The following is a 12,675-nucleotide window of genomic DNA, read 5'->3' on the forward strand; positions in this document are numbered from 1 at the left end:
AAAGGACGCCTAAGCGTCCCTTTGTGTTGCATCTGGATATAATATCTTATTCAGCTGCTTCTGTAGCTTCATCAGCTTCAACTTCAACCGCTGGGCGGTCTACTAACTCGATGTAAGCCATAGGTGCGTTGTCACCAGCGCGGAAACCACATTTTAAAATGCGAGTATAACCACCTGGGCGAGCTTGGTAACGAGGACCAATTTCGCTGAACAATTTACCAACAACTTCTTTATCACGAGTTCGTGCGAAAGCTAAACGACGATTCGCTACACTGTCTTTTTTTGCTAAAGTAATTAGCGGCTCAATTACACGACGCAATTCTTTCGCTTTAGGCAAAGTAGTTTTAATAACTTCGTGACGAACTAAAGAGCCCGCCATGTTGCTAAACATTGCACTGCGATGACTGCTATTTCGGTTGAGCTGACGGCCACTTTTACGATGACGCATAATGCTATCCTTCTACCAATAACTATGTAGAACAGGGTTAGTCTTTATCAGCGATACTGGCTGGAGGCCAGTTTTCAAGACGCATACCTAAAGACAAGCCACGAGAGGCCAAAACGTCTTTAATTTCAGTAAGCGACTTCTTACCAAGGTTAGGAGTTTTTAACAACTCAACCTCAGTACGCTGAACAAGATCACCAATGTATTGGATCTGCTCTGCTTTTAAGCAGTTAGCAGAACGTACAGTTAATTCAAGATCGTCAACTGGTCTTAACAGAATTGGATCGAATTCAGGTTTTTCTTCTTTGCGCTCAGGCTCAGATACATCACGTAATTCTACGAACGCATCTAGCTGCTCAGCTAAGATAGTTGCAGCCCTGCGAATTGCTTCTTCAGGCTCAATCGTACCATTCGTCTCCATATCAATGACCAACTTGTCAAGGTCCGTACGCTGTTCAACACGAGCAGATTCTACCGCATAAGCGATACGCTCTACTGGGCTGAATGAAGCGTCAACCAACAAACGGCCAATTGGACGATCATCTTCTTCAGAGGAACGACGAGCAGAAGCCGGAACATAGCCACGTCCTTTCTGAACTTTGATGCGCATGTTTAACTCTGCGTCACCAGTCAAGTTACAAATGACATGATCCGGGTTTTTGATCTCAACATCACCATCGTGAGTGATATCAGCTGCAGTAACAGGGCCCGCACCTTTTTTACTTAAATTCAGTGTCGCTTCGTCTTTCTCTTCGATACGGACGGCTAAACCTTTTAAATTAAGCAATATTTCAATTACGTCTTCAATAACGCCTTCTTTGGTGCTGTATTCGTGTAGTACACCGTCGATTTCCACTTCGGTAACCGCAGCACCAGGCATTGAAGACAATAATATACGTCTTAACGCATTTCCCAATGTATGACCAAAACCGCGTTCCATCGGTTCTAAAGTCACTTTTGCACGAAAAGGACCAAGACTCTCGATATCTACCAATCTCGGTTTAAGGAACTCAGTAACAGAACCCTGCATCGTTTCCTCTCTATTTTATTAACTTTACTTAGAGTAAAGTTCAACAATTAGCTGTTCGTTGATGTCTGCTGACAAGTCGCTACGCTCAGGTAAACGCTTGAAGACACCTTCTTTCTTCTCTGCATCCACTTCTAACCAAGTTGGCTTTTCACGTTGACCAGCCAACTCTAATGCAGATTGAATACGTGCTTGTTTCTTAGCTTTCTCACGAACTGCAACCACGTCTTCTGGCTTAACAGAAAAAGACGGAATGTTAACAACTTGGCCGTTAACAGTAATTGCTTTGTGACTAACCAATTGACGAGCTTCTGCACGAGTTGAAGCATAACCCATACGATAAACAACGTTATCTAGACGTTTTTCTAATAGGTTTAACAAGTTTTCACCTGTGTTACCTTTTAAACGTGCAGCTTCTTTATAGTAGTTACGGAATTGCTTTTCTAATACACCGTAGATACGACGTACTTTTTGCTTTTCACGTAACTGTAAACCGTAGTCAGATAAACGACCACGACGTGCACCATGTTGACCAGGTGCTGTTTCGATATTACATTTTGAATCGATTGCTCGAACGCCGCTTTTTAAGAACAAATCTGTTCCTTCACGACGACTGAGCTTCAGTTTTGGCCCTATATATCTTGCCATCTTTCTTCTCCGTTATCAGAGGAACACAATTAAACGCGACGTTTCTTAGGTGGACGACAGCCGTTATGAGGAATCGGCGTTACGTCTGTAATATTTGTAATTTTGTATCCAGTTGCATTTAATGCACGGATCGCAGACTCACGGCCTGGACCTGGACCATTTACAAATACTTCCAAGTTCTTTAAACCATACTCTTGAGCAGCAACACCTGCTCTTTCAGCAGCAACCTGTGCAGCGAAAGGAGTTGATTTACGTGAACCACGGAAACCTGAACCACCTGAAGTAGCCCAAGATAAAGCGTTACCTTGGCGATCAGTAATAGTTACGATTGTATTGTTGAAAGATGCATGGATATGAGCCATACCGTCTGCAACTTGACGTTTTGCGCGCTTACGCGTGCTACGTGCTGGAGCTTTAGCCATTATTCACTTCTCCTACTTATTTCTTAATAGGTTTACGAGGACCTTTACGCGTACGAGCGTTAGTCTTCGTTCTTTGACCGCGAACAGGCAAGCTACGACGATGACGTAGACCACGGAAACAACCTAAGTCCATCAAGCGCTTGATATTCATTGAAACTTCACGACGCAAATCACCCTCAACGGTGAACTTTGCAACCTCTTCACGAAGCAGGTCTAACTGAGCTTCATCTAAGTCTTTAATCTTAGTGTTCTCAGCAATACCAGATGCAGCACAAATTGCTTTTGCACGGGTTTTACCAACACCGTAAATTGATGTTAAACCAATTACTGTGTGCTTGTGTAGAGGAATGTTAATGCCAGCTATACGGGCCATTTAACGCACTCCTAATTTATTAGCCTCAGCCGAAAAGCCCGTAAGGATACTCAAGCCGAGACTAGATTTCAAATAAAAAGACGAATTTCGTCCGATTTTTTAACCTTGACGTTGTTTGTGCTTAGGATCTGATGAACAAATCACACGAACAACACCATGTCTTTTGATAACTTTACAGTTACGACAAATGGTTTTAACAGATGCACGAACTTTCATTTTCCAACTCCGTTAATGGGTTCGGCCTATCGGCCATAACCCTTTAAGTTAGCCTTCTTCAGCACAGATTCATACTGACTAGACATCAGGTGAGTTTGTACTTGAGCCATAAAGTCCATAATTACAACAACTATGATAAGTAATGATGTTCCGCCAAAATAGAACTGAACATTCCAAAATACCATCATAAACTCTGGAACCAAACATACGAAAGTAATGTAAAGTGCGCCCGCTAAAGTTAAGCGAGTCATAACTTTATCAATATAACGTGAGGTTTGTTCACCTGGGCGAATACCCGGGATAAATGCACCAGACTTTTTCAAGTTGTCTGCAGTTTCTCTTGGATTAAATACTAATGCTGTATAGAAGAAGCAGAAGAATATAATCGCAGCAGCGTACAACATCATATACAAAGGTTGTCCTGGTGATAGCACTATGGCTATTTGAGCAATTGCTTCTGCAAATGCACTGTCACTTTGGCCAAACCAAGTCGCTATTGTACCTGGAAACAACATAATACTAGAAGCGAAAATTGGTGGAATTACGCCAGCCATATTCACTTTTAGTGGTAAATGGGTACTTTGCGCTGCAAATACCTTGCGACCACGTTGTTGTTTTGCATAGTTAACCACGATACGACGTTGGCCACGTTCTACAAACACAACAAAATATGTAACCGCACAAACAATAATACCTATGATTAACAATAGAATCAGAGGTAACTCGCCCTGACGTGCTTGTTCAGCAGTCTGGCCGATAGCTGTTGGAAGACCAGCCACGATACCAGCAAAGATAATCATAGAGATACCATTGCCAATACCGCGCTCTGTAATTTGCTCACCTAACCACATTAAGAACATGGTACCGGTAACCAAACTCACAACAGCTGTGAAGTAAAAAGTAAAGCCAGGATCAATCACTAAGCCTGGAACCATGTTCGGCAGGCTATTGGCTATTGTGGTGGACTGGGCAATCGCTAACAACAGCGTTCCGTATCGAGTGTACTGACTGATTTTTTTGCGACCTGCCTCGCCTTCCTTTTTCAACTCTTGAAAAGTAGGGTGAATATGGGTCATCAGCTGCATAATAATAGATGCAGTAATGTACGGCATAATACCCAATGCTAACACTGACGCGCGCTCAAGTGCACCACCTGAGAACATGTTAAACATTGCTAACACGGTGTCTTTTTGTTGCTCAAACAGTTGTGCAAGTACAGTTGGATCAATACCTGGGATAGGTACATATGAACCAGCTCGGAAAATCACTAATGCTCCAAATAAGAACCATAAGCGACGTTTTAATTCCGAAAGTCCGCCTTGCGTGCTGTTAAATTCCAGTCCTGGTTTAGCCATGGATCAATTATTCCTCGATTTTACCACCGGCAGCTTCAATCGCTTCACGTGCACCTTTAGTCACGCCTAAACCTTTTACAGTAAGAGCGCGAGCTACAGCACCAGATTTTAAAACCTTAACTGCCTCAATATGCTTCTTCACCAAACCAGCCGCTTTAAGTGAAGCTAAGTCTACTACATCACCTTCAACTTTAGCGATTTCAGTCAAAGTAACTTGATCTGAAACTAAAGATTTGCGTGACGTAAAACCGAACTTCGGTAAACGACGTTGGATTGGCATTTGACCGCCTTCGAATCCTGGCTTAACAGAACCACCTGAACGTGATTTTTGACCTTTGTGACCACGGCCACCTGTCTTACCTAAACCAGAACCGATACCACGACCAACACGTTTTTTGCTTGGTTTTGAACCAGGAGCAGGACTAAGAGTATTTAAATACATGTATTAATCCTCCACCTTAACCATATAATAAACTTTATTAATCATACCGCGAACAGAAGGAGTATCTTCTAATTCAACAGTGTGGTTAATCTTACGTAAACCTAAACCACGTAACGTTGCTTTATGCTTAGGTAAACGTCCGATAGAACTTTTGACTTGAGTCACTTTTACAGTTTTACCAGCCATGATGTTTACCCCAGAATTTCTTCAACGCTTAAACCACGCTTAGCAGCTACTTGAGCTGGAGACTTCATATCAGCCAAAGCGTTGATTGTAGCGCGAACTACGTTAATTGGATTGGTTGAGCCATAGCACTTAGAAAGTACGTTGTGTACGCCTGCAACTTCTAAAACTGCACGCATAGCACCACCAGCGATGATACCTGTACCTTCAGATGCTGGCTGCATGTATACTTTTGAACCAGAGTGACGACCCTTAATAGGGTGTTGTAACGTCTGACCTTTCAACTGTACAGTAACCATGTTACGACGAGCTTGTTCCATTGCTTTTTGAATAGCAGCAGGAACTTCACGTGCTTTACCGTAACCAAAGCCAACGCGACCGTTACCATCACCTACCACAGTCAAAGCTGTGAAGCTGAAGATACGACCACCTTTAACCACTTTAGAAACGCGGTTAACAGCGATTAGTTTTTCAGACAACTCTGGGTTGTTTTTAACTTCTGCATTATTAGCCATTGTTTACCCCTAGAATTGTAAGCCAGCTTCACGAGCTGCATCAGCTAATGCTTGAATGCGACCGTGATATTGGAAACCGCTACGGTCAAATGCAACTTTAGTTACACCTTTTTCAATTGCACGTTCTGCAATTGTTTTACCGATTAATTTAGCAGCTTCAACGTTGCCAGTGTATTTGATGCTTTCGCGAATGGTCTTTTCTACTGTAGAAGCAGAAGCCAATACCTCACCACCAGTCGGCGCGATTAATTGCGCGTAGATGTGGCGTGGAGTACGGTGAACGACCAATCTGTTGGCACCCAATTCTCTAATTTTTGCGCGTGCACGAGTTGCACGACGTAAACGAGATGCTTTCTTATCCATCGTATTACCCTACTTTTTCTTAGCTTCTTTACGTAGAACAACTTCATCAGCGTAACGTACACCTTTACCTTTATAAGGCTCTGGTGGACGGTAACCACGGATGTTAGCCGCTACTTGACCAACCAATTGCTTGTCAGCACCTTTTACCAAAATTTCAGTTTGGCTAGGGGTTTCAACTGTAATGCCTTCTGGCACTTCATAGTCAACTGGGTGAGAGAAACCTAATGTTAAGTTTAAAGTTTTACCTTTAGCTGCAGCACGGTAACCAACACCGATTAACTGTAACTTACGCTCAAAACCTTTGCTAACACCAGTAACCATGTTATTTAACACAGCACGTGCAGTACCAGTTTGAGCTTGTGCACCTTCAAAACCTTCACGAGGTAAAGTGCGTAAAACATTCTCTTCAACAACAACTTCAACAGCAGGGTTAACGTTCAATACTAATTGACCGTTAGCGCCTTTAACTGTTACGTCTTGTCCTGCAATCTTTACTTCAACGCCTGCAGGGATAGCGATAGGAGACTTACCTACTCGAGACATAATATTTCTCCTTACGCTACGTAACCGATGACTTCGCCACCCATGCCCGCTTTACGCGCTGCACGATCTGACATGATGCCTTTAGAAGTAGATACGATAGCTACACCCAAACCACCCATAACTTTAGGTAGGTCATTAGCCTTCTTATAAATACGAAGACCTGGGCGGCTAACACGAGAAATAGACTCGATTACTTCTTTGCCATTGAAATACTTTAACGTGACTTCAAGTTCTTTTTTCACGTCACCAGTTACCGCATAATTTTCGATAAAACCTTCTGCTTTTAAAACTTCAGCGATAGACACTTTAAGTTTTGAAGAAGGCATAGTCACAGCCACTTTACGTGCAGCTTGACCATTACGAATGCGGGTGAACATATCCGCGATTGGATCTTGCATGCTCATAATTCGTTACTCCAGTCTGTAGCCGCTTACCAGCTTGCTTTTCTAAGTCCAGGGATTTCACCACGCATGCAAGCTTCACGTAATTTAATACGGCTTAAGCCGAATTTACGTAAATAACCATGCGGACGACCAGTTACGTTACAGCGATTACGCTGACGTGCACGAGATGAATCACGAGGTAAGCTTTGCAATTCTAAAACTGCAGCCCAACGCTCTTCTTCAGTTACGTTTACGTCGCTAATTGTCGCTTTTAATGCTGCACGTTTGTCAGCATATTTTGCAACTAAGTTTGCACGTTTTGCTTCACGTGCTTTCATTGATTGTTTAGCCATAACTCTACACCTATTTCTTAAACGGGAAGTTAAAGGCAGCCAGCAACGCACGACCTTCCTCGTCAGAACCCGCAGTAGTAGTGATAGTAATATCCATACCGCGTACTTTATCAACTTTATCAAAGTCGATTTCTGGGAAGATAATTTGCTCGCGTACACCCATGCTATAATTACCGCGACCATCTAATTTAGACGGTAAACCACGGAAGTCACGGATACGTGGAATTGAAATGGAAATTAAACGCTCTAAGAATTCCCACATACGCTCGCCACGTAGAGTTACTTTACAACCAATTGGATACCCTTCACGGATTTTAAAGCCTGCTACAGACTTACGAGCTTTACATACAACTGGCTTTTGACCTGCGATAGCTGTTAAATCAGCTACTGCAAATTCTAAAGCTTTTTTGTCTGCAATCGCTTCGCCCACACCCATATTTAGGGTGATCTTTTCGATCCGAGGGACTTGCATGATACTTTTGTAACTGAACTGTTTGGTCAATTCAGCAACAACTGTATCTTTATAAAAATCATGCAGTTTCGCCATCGTTATACTCCAAACAAAATTAGATTAATTCGTTATTAGATTTGAAGAAACGAACTTTCTTCTCGTCTTCTACACGAAAACCTACACGATCTGCTTTACCCGTTGCTGGGTTGAAGATCGCCACATTAGAAACATGTAAAGGTGCCTCACGGTCAACTAATCCGCCTTGCTCACCCGTATTCGGGTTAGGACGAACAGCTTTCTTAACCATGTTGATACCTTCAACAACTATTTTATCATCGCCTGTTGATACAGATAAAACTTTACCAGTTTTACCTTTATCTTTACCAGCGATTACAATGACTTGGTCATTACTACGAATCTTTGCTGCCATAATAAGCTCCTATAGAACCTCTGGCGCCAGAGAAACGATTTTCATGAACTTTTCTGTACGTAGTTCACGCGTTACTGGACCAAAGATACGTGTACCGATTGGCGCATGCTGTGTATTTAAAAGTACTGCAGCATTACCATCAAAACGGATCAAAGAACCGTCTGGACGACGAACGCCTTTTCTGGTGCGAACGACCACCGCGTTGTATACGTCACCTTTCTTAACTTTACCGCGAGGATTTGCTTCCTTCACAGTAACTTTAATGATGTCGCCTACACCTGCGTAACGGCGGTGCGATCCACCTAGAACCTTGATACATTGAACGCTACGAGCGCCGCTGTTATCAGCAACACCTAGCATTGTTTGCATTTGGATCATTTCGTGCTCCGCTTCTATTAAAAAAAACACCCACTTTTAGGCCTGGCTGCCTTAAGGGCGCGGCATTATACCACAAGTTTTTAAAAATCATAGATAAAAAAATGACCGGAACCAAAAAGGTACCGGCCATTTTCAATTTTGTTCTAAGCTAAGGTAATTATTAAGCTTTTTGTGCTTTTTCTACGATATCTACCAAAGTCCAAGATTTAGTCTTAGAAATTGGACGACATTCGCGAATAGTCACTACATCACCTTGGCCACATGAGTTTGACTCATCATGTGCGTGAATTTTAGTCGTACGACGGATAAATTTACCGTAGATTGGGTGTTTAACAAAACGCTCAATCGCTACAACGATAGACTTGTCCATTTTATCACTAACTACACGCCCTTGAAGCGTACGGATATTAGATTCGCTCATTACGCACCTGCCTTGCTATTTAACACAGTTTTTACACGTGCAATATTGCGACGAACTTGCTTCATTAAATGAGTTTGCGAAAGTTGACCTGTAGATTTTTGCATACGTAAGTTAAATTGCTCACGTAATAACTCTAAAAGTTCAGCTTTTAACTCTTCTACTGATTTGTCTTTTAATTCGTTCGCGTTCATTACATTACCGTCCGAGTTACAAAGGTTGTTTTAAATGGCAACTTAGCAGCTGCTAAAGCAAAAGCTTCACGTGCTAAGCTCTCAGGAACACCTTCCATTTCGTATAACATACGACCTGGCTGAATTTGGCATACCCAGTATTCAACACTACCTTTACCTTTACCCATACGTACTTCAAGCGGCTTTTTAGTAATTGGCTTGTCTGGGAATACACGGATCCAGATTTTACCTTGACGCTTAACGTGACGAGTCATCGCACGACGTGCAGCTTCGATTTGGCGAGCAGTCATACGACCACGCTCAGTTGCTTTTAAACCAAATGTACCGAAGCTTACTTTGTTACCGCTAGTGGCAGCACCGCGGTTACGCAATTTAAACTGCTTGCGAAACTTGGTTCTTTTTGGCTGTAACATTAACGATCTCCTTGCGGCTTACGAGATTTGCCTTTTGGCTTACGCTCGTTTTTCTTAGGCTCTTCAACTTGTGCGTTAGCTAGTGGTAAACCACCTAATACTTCGCCTTTGAAGATCCAAACTTTAACACCGATGATACCGTAAGTTGTTAAAGCTTCCGCTGTTGCGTAGTCAATGTCAGCACGTAAAGTATGTAGAGGTACACGACCTTCACGATACCATTCAGAACGTGCGATTTCAGCACCGCCTAAACGGCCGCTTACTTCAACTTTGATACCTTTAGCACCAATGCGCATTGCGTTTTGTACAGCGCGCTTCATAGCACGACGGAACATAACACGACGCTCTAATTGGCTTGCGATGCCTTCAGCTACTAACTGAGCATCTAATTCAGGCTTACGAACTTCGCTAATGTTGATCTGAGCAGGTACACCTGCTAATTGAGCAACTTTAACGCGTAATTTTTCTACGTCTTCGCCTTTTTTACCAATTACGATACCAGGACGAGCAGTGTGAATAGTCACACGAATACTCTTAGCTGGACGCTCAATAACGATGCGTGAAACTGAAGCTTTTTTCAATTCTTCAGTTAAGTACTTACGTACTTGGAAATCGCTATTTAACGTGCTAGCAAATTCTTGAGAACCGGCGTACCAAGTAGCACTCCATGGTTTAGTGATACCAAGGCGAATACCGGTAGGATGTACTTTCTGACCCATAATTATTCTCCTTGCTTATCCGCTACAACCACAGTGATGTGGCTAGTACGCTTGATGATACGGTCAGCACGGCCTTTAGCACGTGGTTTGATACGTTTCATTACCGGGCCTTCATCTACAAAGATTTTGCCTACGAATAATTCATCAATATCAGCACCTTCGTTGTGCTCTGCGTTAGCAATAGCAGACATCAAAACTTTCTTGATTAAGTCAGCGCCTTTTTTAGGGCTGAAAGTCAATAAGTCTAATGCTTGTGCTACAGGTAAACCGCGCACTTGATCTGCAACCAAACGACCTTTCTGCGGAGAAAGGCGGGCAAATTTGTGTTTAGCTAAAACTTGCATCATTCACCCCTTACTTCTTCTTCGCTTTTTTATCAGCAGCGTGGCCGCGATAAGTACGAGTTGGTGCAAATTCACCCAATTTGTGACCGATCATTTCATCAGTAACAAAGACTGGAACATGTTGACGGCCATTGTGAACAGCGATGGTCAATCCGATCATATCAGGAATGATCATTGAGCGACGAGACCAAGTTTTGATAGGTTTCTTGTTCCCGCTTTCCACCGCAGTTTCAACCTTCTTCAACAAGTGTAGGTCAATAAATGGACCTTTCTTGAGAGAACGTGGCATGGTGTTTCCTCACAAATTATTTATTACGACGACGTACGATGTATTTATCAGTACGCTTGTTCTTACGAGTTTTGTAACCTTTAGTAGGTGTACCCCAAGGTGATACTGGATGACGGCCACCAGAAGTACGACCTTCACCACCACCGTGTGGGTGATCAACCGGGTTCATTGCAACACCACGAACTGTAGGTCGCACACCACGCCAGCGTTTTGCACCAGCTTTACCCAATTGACGTAACATGTGTTCAGCATTACCAACTTCACCGATAGTTGCACGGCAGTCAGCTAATACTTTACGCATTTCACCTGAACGTAAACGTAAAGTTACATATGCACCTTCACGCGCTACGATTTGTACGTATGCGCCAGCAGAACGTGCGATTTGCGCACCCTTACCTGGTTTTAATTCAACTGCGTGAACAGTTGTACCAACTGGGATGTTACGCATTGGTAATGTATTACCCGCTTTGATTGGTGCATCAACACCAGAAGCGATTTCATCACCTGCACTTACGCCTTTAGGAGCAAGAATGTAACGACGCTCACCGTCTGCATAAAGTACTAACGCAATATTTGCGCTACGGTTTGGATCATATTCCAAACGCTCAACTTTAGCTGGGATACCGTCTTTGTTACGTTTGAAGTCGATAACACGGTAGTGATTTTTATGACCACCACCAATGTGACGTACCGTAATACGACCATTGTTGTTACGACCACCAGACTTTGAATTTTTTTCAAGCAAAGGAGCGTATGGTGCACCTTTGTGCAACTCTGGGTTTACCACTTTAACTACATGGCGACGACCCGGAGAAGTAGGCTTACACTTAACTATAGCCATTTGTCATATCCTCCTGTTACTCAGCGCCGCCAACGAAGTCTAACTCGCTACCTTCAGCAAGTTTAACGTAGGCTTTTTTCCAGTCACTACGGCGACCGAAACGCGCACCGAAACGTTTAGTTTTACCTTTCACGTTTACAGTTGTTACGCTTTCAACTTTTACGTCTTCGAATAAAGCTTCTACAGCAGCTTTTACTTCTGCTTTAGTTGCATCTTTAACTACTTTAAATACGATTGTATTTTGAGTTTCAGCTGTAACTGTTGCTTTTTCAGAGATGTGTGGACCTAAAATGACTTTTAGACAACGTTCTTGACTGATCATGCTAACGCCTCCTCAAGTTTCTTAACCGCAGCTGCAGTGATTAACACTTTCTCAAATGCAATTAAGCTAACAGGGTCGATACCTTGAGTATCACGTACGTCAACTTTAATTAAGTTACGCGCAGCTAAGAATAAATTTTCTTCAATCTCTTCTGCAACGATCAATACGTCGTTTAACTCTAACTCGTTTAACTTAGCAACTAATGCTTTAGTTTTAGGAGAGTCAACATTGAACTGTTCTACAACAACTAAACGCTCTTGACGAACTAATTCAGATAAAATGCTGCGGATAGCGCCACGGTACATTTTACGGTTAACTTTTTGGCTGTGGTCCTGAGGACGAGCAGCGAAAGTTACACCACCAGAGCTCCAGCGCCAGATTGGGCTCTTAACAGTACCAGCACGTGCACGACCTGTTCCTTTTTGGCGGAAAGGTTTTGCAGTTGTAGCTGTAACTTCTGCACGAGTTTTTTGTTTGCGCGAACCTTGGCGAGCTGCTGCTGCGTATGCAACTACAACTTGGTGTACTAAAGCTTCGTTAAACTCACGTCCAAAGGTAGCGTCAGAAACTTCAAGCGCGCCAGATGCGTCTTTTAATGCTAATTCCAT

The 12,675-nt window shown here is 42.8% G+C and carries 26 protein-coding genes; all 26 read right to left on the reverse strand.

Going from position 1 to position 12,675, the window contains the following annotated elements:
- Positions 1–46 precede the first annotated feature (46 nt).
- The 26 genes from rplQ to rplD all read right to left on the reverse strand — a co-directional run bounded on the left by rplQ (position 47) and on the right by rplD (position 12,675).
- Complete coding sequence (rplQ, locus tag ACMZOO_RS05235; protein ID WP_016955049.1) at positions 47–448, reverse strand: 50S ribosomal protein L17; 402 nt, start codon at positions 446–448, stop codon at positions 47–49.
- A 37-nt stretch (positions 449–485) separates the two neighbouring features.
- Entirely contained in the window at positions 486–1,475 is a 990-nt protein-coding gene (locus tag ACMZOO_RS05240; protein ID WP_016955050.1) for a DNA-directed RNA polymerase subunit alpha, read from the reverse strand.
- 24 nt (positions 1,476–1,499) lie between these two features.
- A complete protein-coding gene (gene rpsD / locus ACMZOO_RS05245) occupies positions 1,500–2,120 on the reverse strand; it encodes a 30S ribosomal protein S4 (protein WP_016955051.1) in 621 nt (206 codons plus the stop codon).
- Between the two features lie 29 nt (positions 2,121–2,149).
- Positions 2,150–2,542, reverse strand: coding sequence for a 30S ribosomal protein S11 (rpsK, locus tag ACMZOO_RS05250; RefSeq protein WP_016955052.1), 393 nt, complete (start codon positions 2,540–2,542; stop codon positions 2,150–2,152).
- A 16-nt stretch (positions 2,543–2,558) separates the two neighbouring features.
- Entirely contained in the window at positions 2,559–2,915 is a 357-nt protein-coding gene (gene rpsM, locus ACMZOO_RS05255) for a 30S ribosomal protein S13 (protein ID WP_016955053.1), read from the reverse strand.
- 99 nt (positions 2,916–3,014) lie between these two features.
- A complete protein-coding gene (rpmJ, locus tag ACMZOO_RS05260; protein ID WP_016955054.1) occupies positions 3,015–3,131 on the reverse strand; it encodes a 50S ribosomal protein L36 in 117 nt (38 codons plus the stop codon).
- Positions 3,132–3,157: 26 nt separating this feature from the next.
- Positions 3,158–4,486, reverse strand: a complete 1,329-nt coding sequence (gene secY, locus ACMZOO_RS05265; protein WP_016955055.1) for a preprotein translocase subunit SecY — start codon at positions 4,484–4,486, stop codon at positions 3,158–3,160.
- Positions 4,487–4,493: 7 nt separating this feature from the next.
- The gene (gene rplO, locus ACMZOO_RS05270; RefSeq protein ID WP_016955056.1) at positions 4,494–4,928 is read right to left on the reverse strand and encodes a 50S ribosomal protein L15; all 435 of its coding nucleotides are present in this window, start codon (positions 4,926–4,928) and stop codon (positions 4,494–4,496) included.
- 3 nt (positions 4,929–4,931) lie between these two features.
- Positions 4,932–5,114, reverse strand: coding sequence for a 50S ribosomal protein L30 (gene rpmD / locus ACMZOO_RS05275; RefSeq protein ID WP_016955057.1), 183 nt, complete (start codon positions 5,112–5,114; stop codon positions 4,932–4,934).
- Positions 5,115–5,119: 5 nt separating this feature from the next.
- The gene (gene rpsE / locus ACMZOO_RS05280) at positions 5,120–5,626 is read right to left on the reverse strand and encodes a 30S ribosomal protein S5 (protein WP_016955058.1); all 507 of its coding nucleotides are present in this window, start codon (positions 5,624–5,626) and stop codon (positions 5,120–5,122) included.
- Between the two features lie 9 nt (positions 5,627–5,635).
- The gene (gene rplR, locus ACMZOO_RS05285; RefSeq protein WP_016955059.1) at positions 5,636–5,989 is read right to left on the reverse strand and encodes a 50S ribosomal protein L18; all 354 of its coding nucleotides are present in this window, start codon (positions 5,987–5,989) and stop codon (positions 5,636–5,638) included.
- A 9-nt stretch (positions 5,990–5,998) separates the two neighbouring features.
- Complete coding sequence (gene rplF, locus ACMZOO_RS05290; RefSeq protein ID WP_440905704.1) at positions 5,999–6,532, reverse strand: 50S ribosomal protein L6; 534 nt, start codon at positions 6,530–6,532, stop codon at positions 5,999–6,001.
- 11 nt (positions 6,533–6,543) lie between these two features.
- Complete coding sequence (gene rpsH / locus ACMZOO_RS05295) at positions 6,544–6,936, reverse strand: 30S ribosomal protein S8 (RefSeq protein ID WP_016955061.1); 393 nt, start codon at positions 6,934–6,936, stop codon at positions 6,544–6,546.
- 26 nt (positions 6,937–6,962) lie between these two features.
- Positions 6,963–7,268, reverse strand: coding sequence for a 30S ribosomal protein S14 (gene rpsN, locus ACMZOO_RS05300; protein WP_016955062.1), 306 nt, complete (start codon positions 7,266–7,268; stop codon positions 6,963–6,965).
- A 10-nt stretch (positions 7,269–7,278) separates the two neighbouring features.
- The gene (gene rplE, locus ACMZOO_RS05305; RefSeq protein ID WP_016955063.1) at positions 7,279–7,815 is read right to left on the reverse strand and encodes a 50S ribosomal protein L5; all 537 of its coding nucleotides are present in this window, start codon (positions 7,813–7,815) and stop codon (positions 7,279–7,281) included.
- A gap of 19 nt (positions 7,816–7,834) precedes the next feature.
- Positions 7,835–8,149, reverse strand: a complete 315-nt coding sequence (rplX, locus tag ACMZOO_RS05310; protein WP_016955064.1) for a 50S ribosomal protein L24 — start codon at positions 8,147–8,149, stop codon at positions 7,835–7,837.
- 9 nt (positions 8,150–8,158) lie between these two features.
- The gene (gene rplN / locus ACMZOO_RS05315; protein WP_016955065.1) at positions 8,159–8,527 is read right to left on the reverse strand and encodes a 50S ribosomal protein L14; all 369 of its coding nucleotides are present in this window, start codon (positions 8,525–8,527) and stop codon (positions 8,159–8,161) included.
- Positions 8,528–8,687: 160 nt separating this feature from the next.
- Positions 8,688–8,948, reverse strand: a complete 261-nt coding sequence (gene rpsQ, locus ACMZOO_RS05320; RefSeq protein WP_440905705.1) for a 30S ribosomal protein S17 — start codon at positions 8,946–8,948, stop codon at positions 8,688–8,690.
- Positions 8,948–9,139: a 50S ribosomal protein L29 gene (gene rpmC / locus ACMZOO_RS05325; protein ID WP_016955067.1), complete on the reverse strand. Its 192-nt coding sequence runs from the start codon at positions 9,137–9,139 to the stop codon at positions 8,948–8,950. The genes rpsQ and rpmC overlap by 1 nt, the downstream gene beginning before the upstream one ends.
- Positions 9,139–9,552, reverse strand: a complete 414-nt coding sequence (rplP, locus tag ACMZOO_RS05330; RefSeq protein WP_016955068.1) for a 50S ribosomal protein L16 — start codon at positions 9,550–9,552, stop codon at positions 9,139–9,141. Before rplP ends, rpmC begins: the two co-directional genes overlap by 1 nt.
- Complete coding sequence (rpsC, locus tag ACMZOO_RS05335; RefSeq protein ID WP_016955069.1) at positions 9,552–10,271, reverse strand: 30S ribosomal protein S3; 720 nt, start codon at positions 10,269–10,271, stop codon at positions 9,552–9,554. Before rpsC ends, rplP begins: the two co-directional genes overlap by 1 nt.
- Positions 10,272–10,273: 2 nt before the next feature.
- Positions 10,274–10,615 carry a 50S ribosomal protein L22 gene (gene rplV / locus ACMZOO_RS05340; RefSeq protein WP_016955070.1) on the reverse strand — a complete coding sequence of 114 codons (342 nt, stop codon included), beginning with the start codon at positions 10,613–10,615 and terminating at the stop codon, positions 10,274–10,276.
- A gap of 10 nt (positions 10,616–10,625) precedes the next feature.
- Positions 10,626–10,904, reverse strand: coding sequence for a 30S ribosomal protein S19 (gene rpsS, locus ACMZOO_RS05345; protein WP_016955071.1), 279 nt, complete (start codon positions 10,902–10,904; stop codon positions 10,626–10,628).
- 16 nt (positions 10,905–10,920) lie between these two features.
- Complete coding sequence (gene rplB / locus ACMZOO_RS05350; protein ID WP_016955072.1) at positions 10,921–11,745, reverse strand: 50S ribosomal protein L2; 825 nt, start codon at positions 11,743–11,745, stop codon at positions 10,921–10,923.
- Between the two features lie 16 nt (positions 11,746–11,761).
- The gene (gene rplW / locus ACMZOO_RS05355; RefSeq protein WP_016955073.1) at positions 11,762–12,067 is read right to left on the reverse strand and encodes a 50S ribosomal protein L23; all 306 of its coding nucleotides are present in this window, start codon (positions 12,065–12,067) and stop codon (positions 11,762–11,764) included.
- Positions 12,064–12,675, reverse strand: a complete 612-nt coding sequence (gene rplD, locus ACMZOO_RS05360; RefSeq protein WP_440906283.1) for a 50S ribosomal protein L4 — start codon at positions 12,673–12,675, stop codon at positions 12,064–12,066. Before rplD ends, rplW begins: the two co-directional genes overlap by 4 nt.

The sequence above is a fragment of the Catenovulum sp. SX2 genome, assembly GCF_052056295.1.
Taxonomy (GTDB): Bacteria; Pseudomonadota; Gammaproteobacteria; order Enterobacterales; family Alteromonadaceae; genus Catenovulum.

What these genes read in the sequence shown, in the direction of transcription:
- rplQ (WP_016955049.1), bottom strand. Translation starts at nt 448, where the DNA reads ATGCGTCATCGTAAAAGTGGCCGTCAGCTCAACCGAAATAGCAGTCAT.
- ACMZOO_RS05240 (WP_016955050.1), bottom strand. Translation starts at nt 1,475, where the DNA reads ATGCAGGGTTCTGTTACTGAGTTCCTTAAACCGAGATTGGTAGATATC.
- rpsD (WP_016955051.1), bottom strand. Translation starts at nt 2,120, where the DNA reads ATGGCAAGATATATAGGGCCAAAACTGAAGCTCAGTCGTCGTGAAGGA.
- rpsK (WP_016955052.1), bottom strand. Translation starts at nt 2,542, where the DNA reads ATGGCTAAAGCTCCAGCACGTAGCACGCGTAAGCGCGCAAAACGTCAA.
- rpsM (WP_016955053.1), bottom strand. Translation starts at nt 2,915, where the DNA reads ATGGCCCGTATAGCTGGCATTAACATTCCTCTACACAAGCACACAGTA.
- rpmJ (WP_016955054.1), bottom strand. Translation starts at nt 3,131, where the DNA reads ATGAAAGTTCGTGCATCTGTTAAAACCATTTGTCGTAACTGTAAAGTT.
- secY (WP_016955055.1), bottom strand. Translation starts at nt 4,486, where the DNA reads ATGGCTAAACCAGGACTGGAATTTAACAGCACGCAAGGCGGACTTTCG.
- rplO (WP_016955056.1), bottom strand. Translation starts at nt 4,928, where the DNA reads ATGTATTTAAATACTCTTAGTCCTGCTCCTGGTTCAAAACCAAGCAAA.
- rpmD (WP_016955057.1), bottom strand. Translation starts at nt 5,114, where the DNA reads ATGGCTGGTAAAACTGTAAAAGTGACTCAAGTCAAAAGTTCTATCGGA.
- rpsE (WP_016955058.1), bottom strand. Translation starts at nt 5,626, where the DNA reads ATGGCTAATAATGCAGAAGTTAAAAACAACCCAGAGTTGTCTGAAAAA.
- rplR (WP_016955059.1), bottom strand. Translation starts at nt 5,989, where the DNA reads ATGGATAAGAAAGCATCTCGTTTACGTCGTGCAACTCGTGCACGCGCA.
- rplF (WP_440905704.1), bottom strand. Translation starts at nt 6,532, where the DNA reads ATGTCTCGAGTAGGTAAGTCTCCTATCGCTATCCCTGCAGGCGTTGAA.
- rpsH (WP_016955061.1), bottom strand. Translation starts at nt 6,936, where the DNA reads ATGAGCATGCAAGATCCAATCGCGGATATGTTCACCCGCATTCGTAAT.
- rpsN (WP_016955062.1), bottom strand. Translation starts at nt 7,268, where the DNA reads ATGGCTAAACAATCAATGAAAGCACGTGAAGCAAAACGTGCAAACTTA.
- rplE (WP_016955063.1), bottom strand. Translation starts at nt 7,815, where the DNA reads ATGGCGAAACTGCATGATTTTTATAAAGATACAGTTGTTGCTGAATTG.
- rplX (WP_016955064.1), bottom strand. Translation starts at nt 8,149, where the DNA reads ATGGCAGCAAAGATTCGTAGTAATGACCAAGTCATTGTAATCGCTGGT.
- rplN (WP_016955065.1), bottom strand. Translation starts at nt 8,527, where the DNA reads ATGATCCAAATGCAAACAATGCTAGGTGTTGCTGATAACAGCGGCGCT.
- rpsQ (WP_440905705.1), bottom strand. Translation starts at nt 8,948, where the DNA reads ATGAGCGAATCTAATATCCGTACGCTTCAAGGGCGTGTAGTTAGTGAT.
- rpmC (WP_016955067.1), bottom strand. Translation starts at nt 9,139, where the DNA reads ATGAACGCGAACGAATTAAAAGACAAATCAGTAGAAGAGTTAAAAGCT.
- rplP (WP_016955068.1), bottom strand. Translation starts at nt 9,552, where the DNA reads ATGTTACAGCCAAAAAGAACCAAGTTTCGCAAGCAGTTTAAATTGCGT.
- rpsC (WP_016955069.1), bottom strand. Translation starts at nt 10,271, where the DNA reads ATGGGTCAGAAAGTACATCCTACCGGTATTCGCCTTGGTATCACTAAA.
- rplV (WP_016955070.1), bottom strand. Translation starts at nt 10,615, where the DNA reads ATGCAAGTTTTAGCTAAACACAAATTTGCCCGCCTTTCTCCGCAGAAA.
- rpsS (WP_016955071.1), bottom strand. Translation starts at nt 10,904, where the DNA reads ATGCCACGTTCTCTCAAGAAAGGTCCATTTATTGACCTACACTTGTTG.
- rplB (WP_016955072.1), bottom strand. Translation starts at nt 11,745, where the DNA reads ATGGCTATAGTTAAGTGTAAGCCTACTTCTCCGGGTCGTCGCCATGTA.
- rplW (WP_016955073.1), bottom strand. Translation starts at nt 12,067, where the DNA reads ATGATCAGTCAAGAACGTTGTCTAAAAGTCATTTTAGGTCCACACATC.
- rplD (WP_440906283.1), bottom strand. Translation starts at nt 12,675, where the DNA reads ATGGAATTAGCATTAAAAGACGCATCTGGCGCGCTTGAAGTTTCTGAC.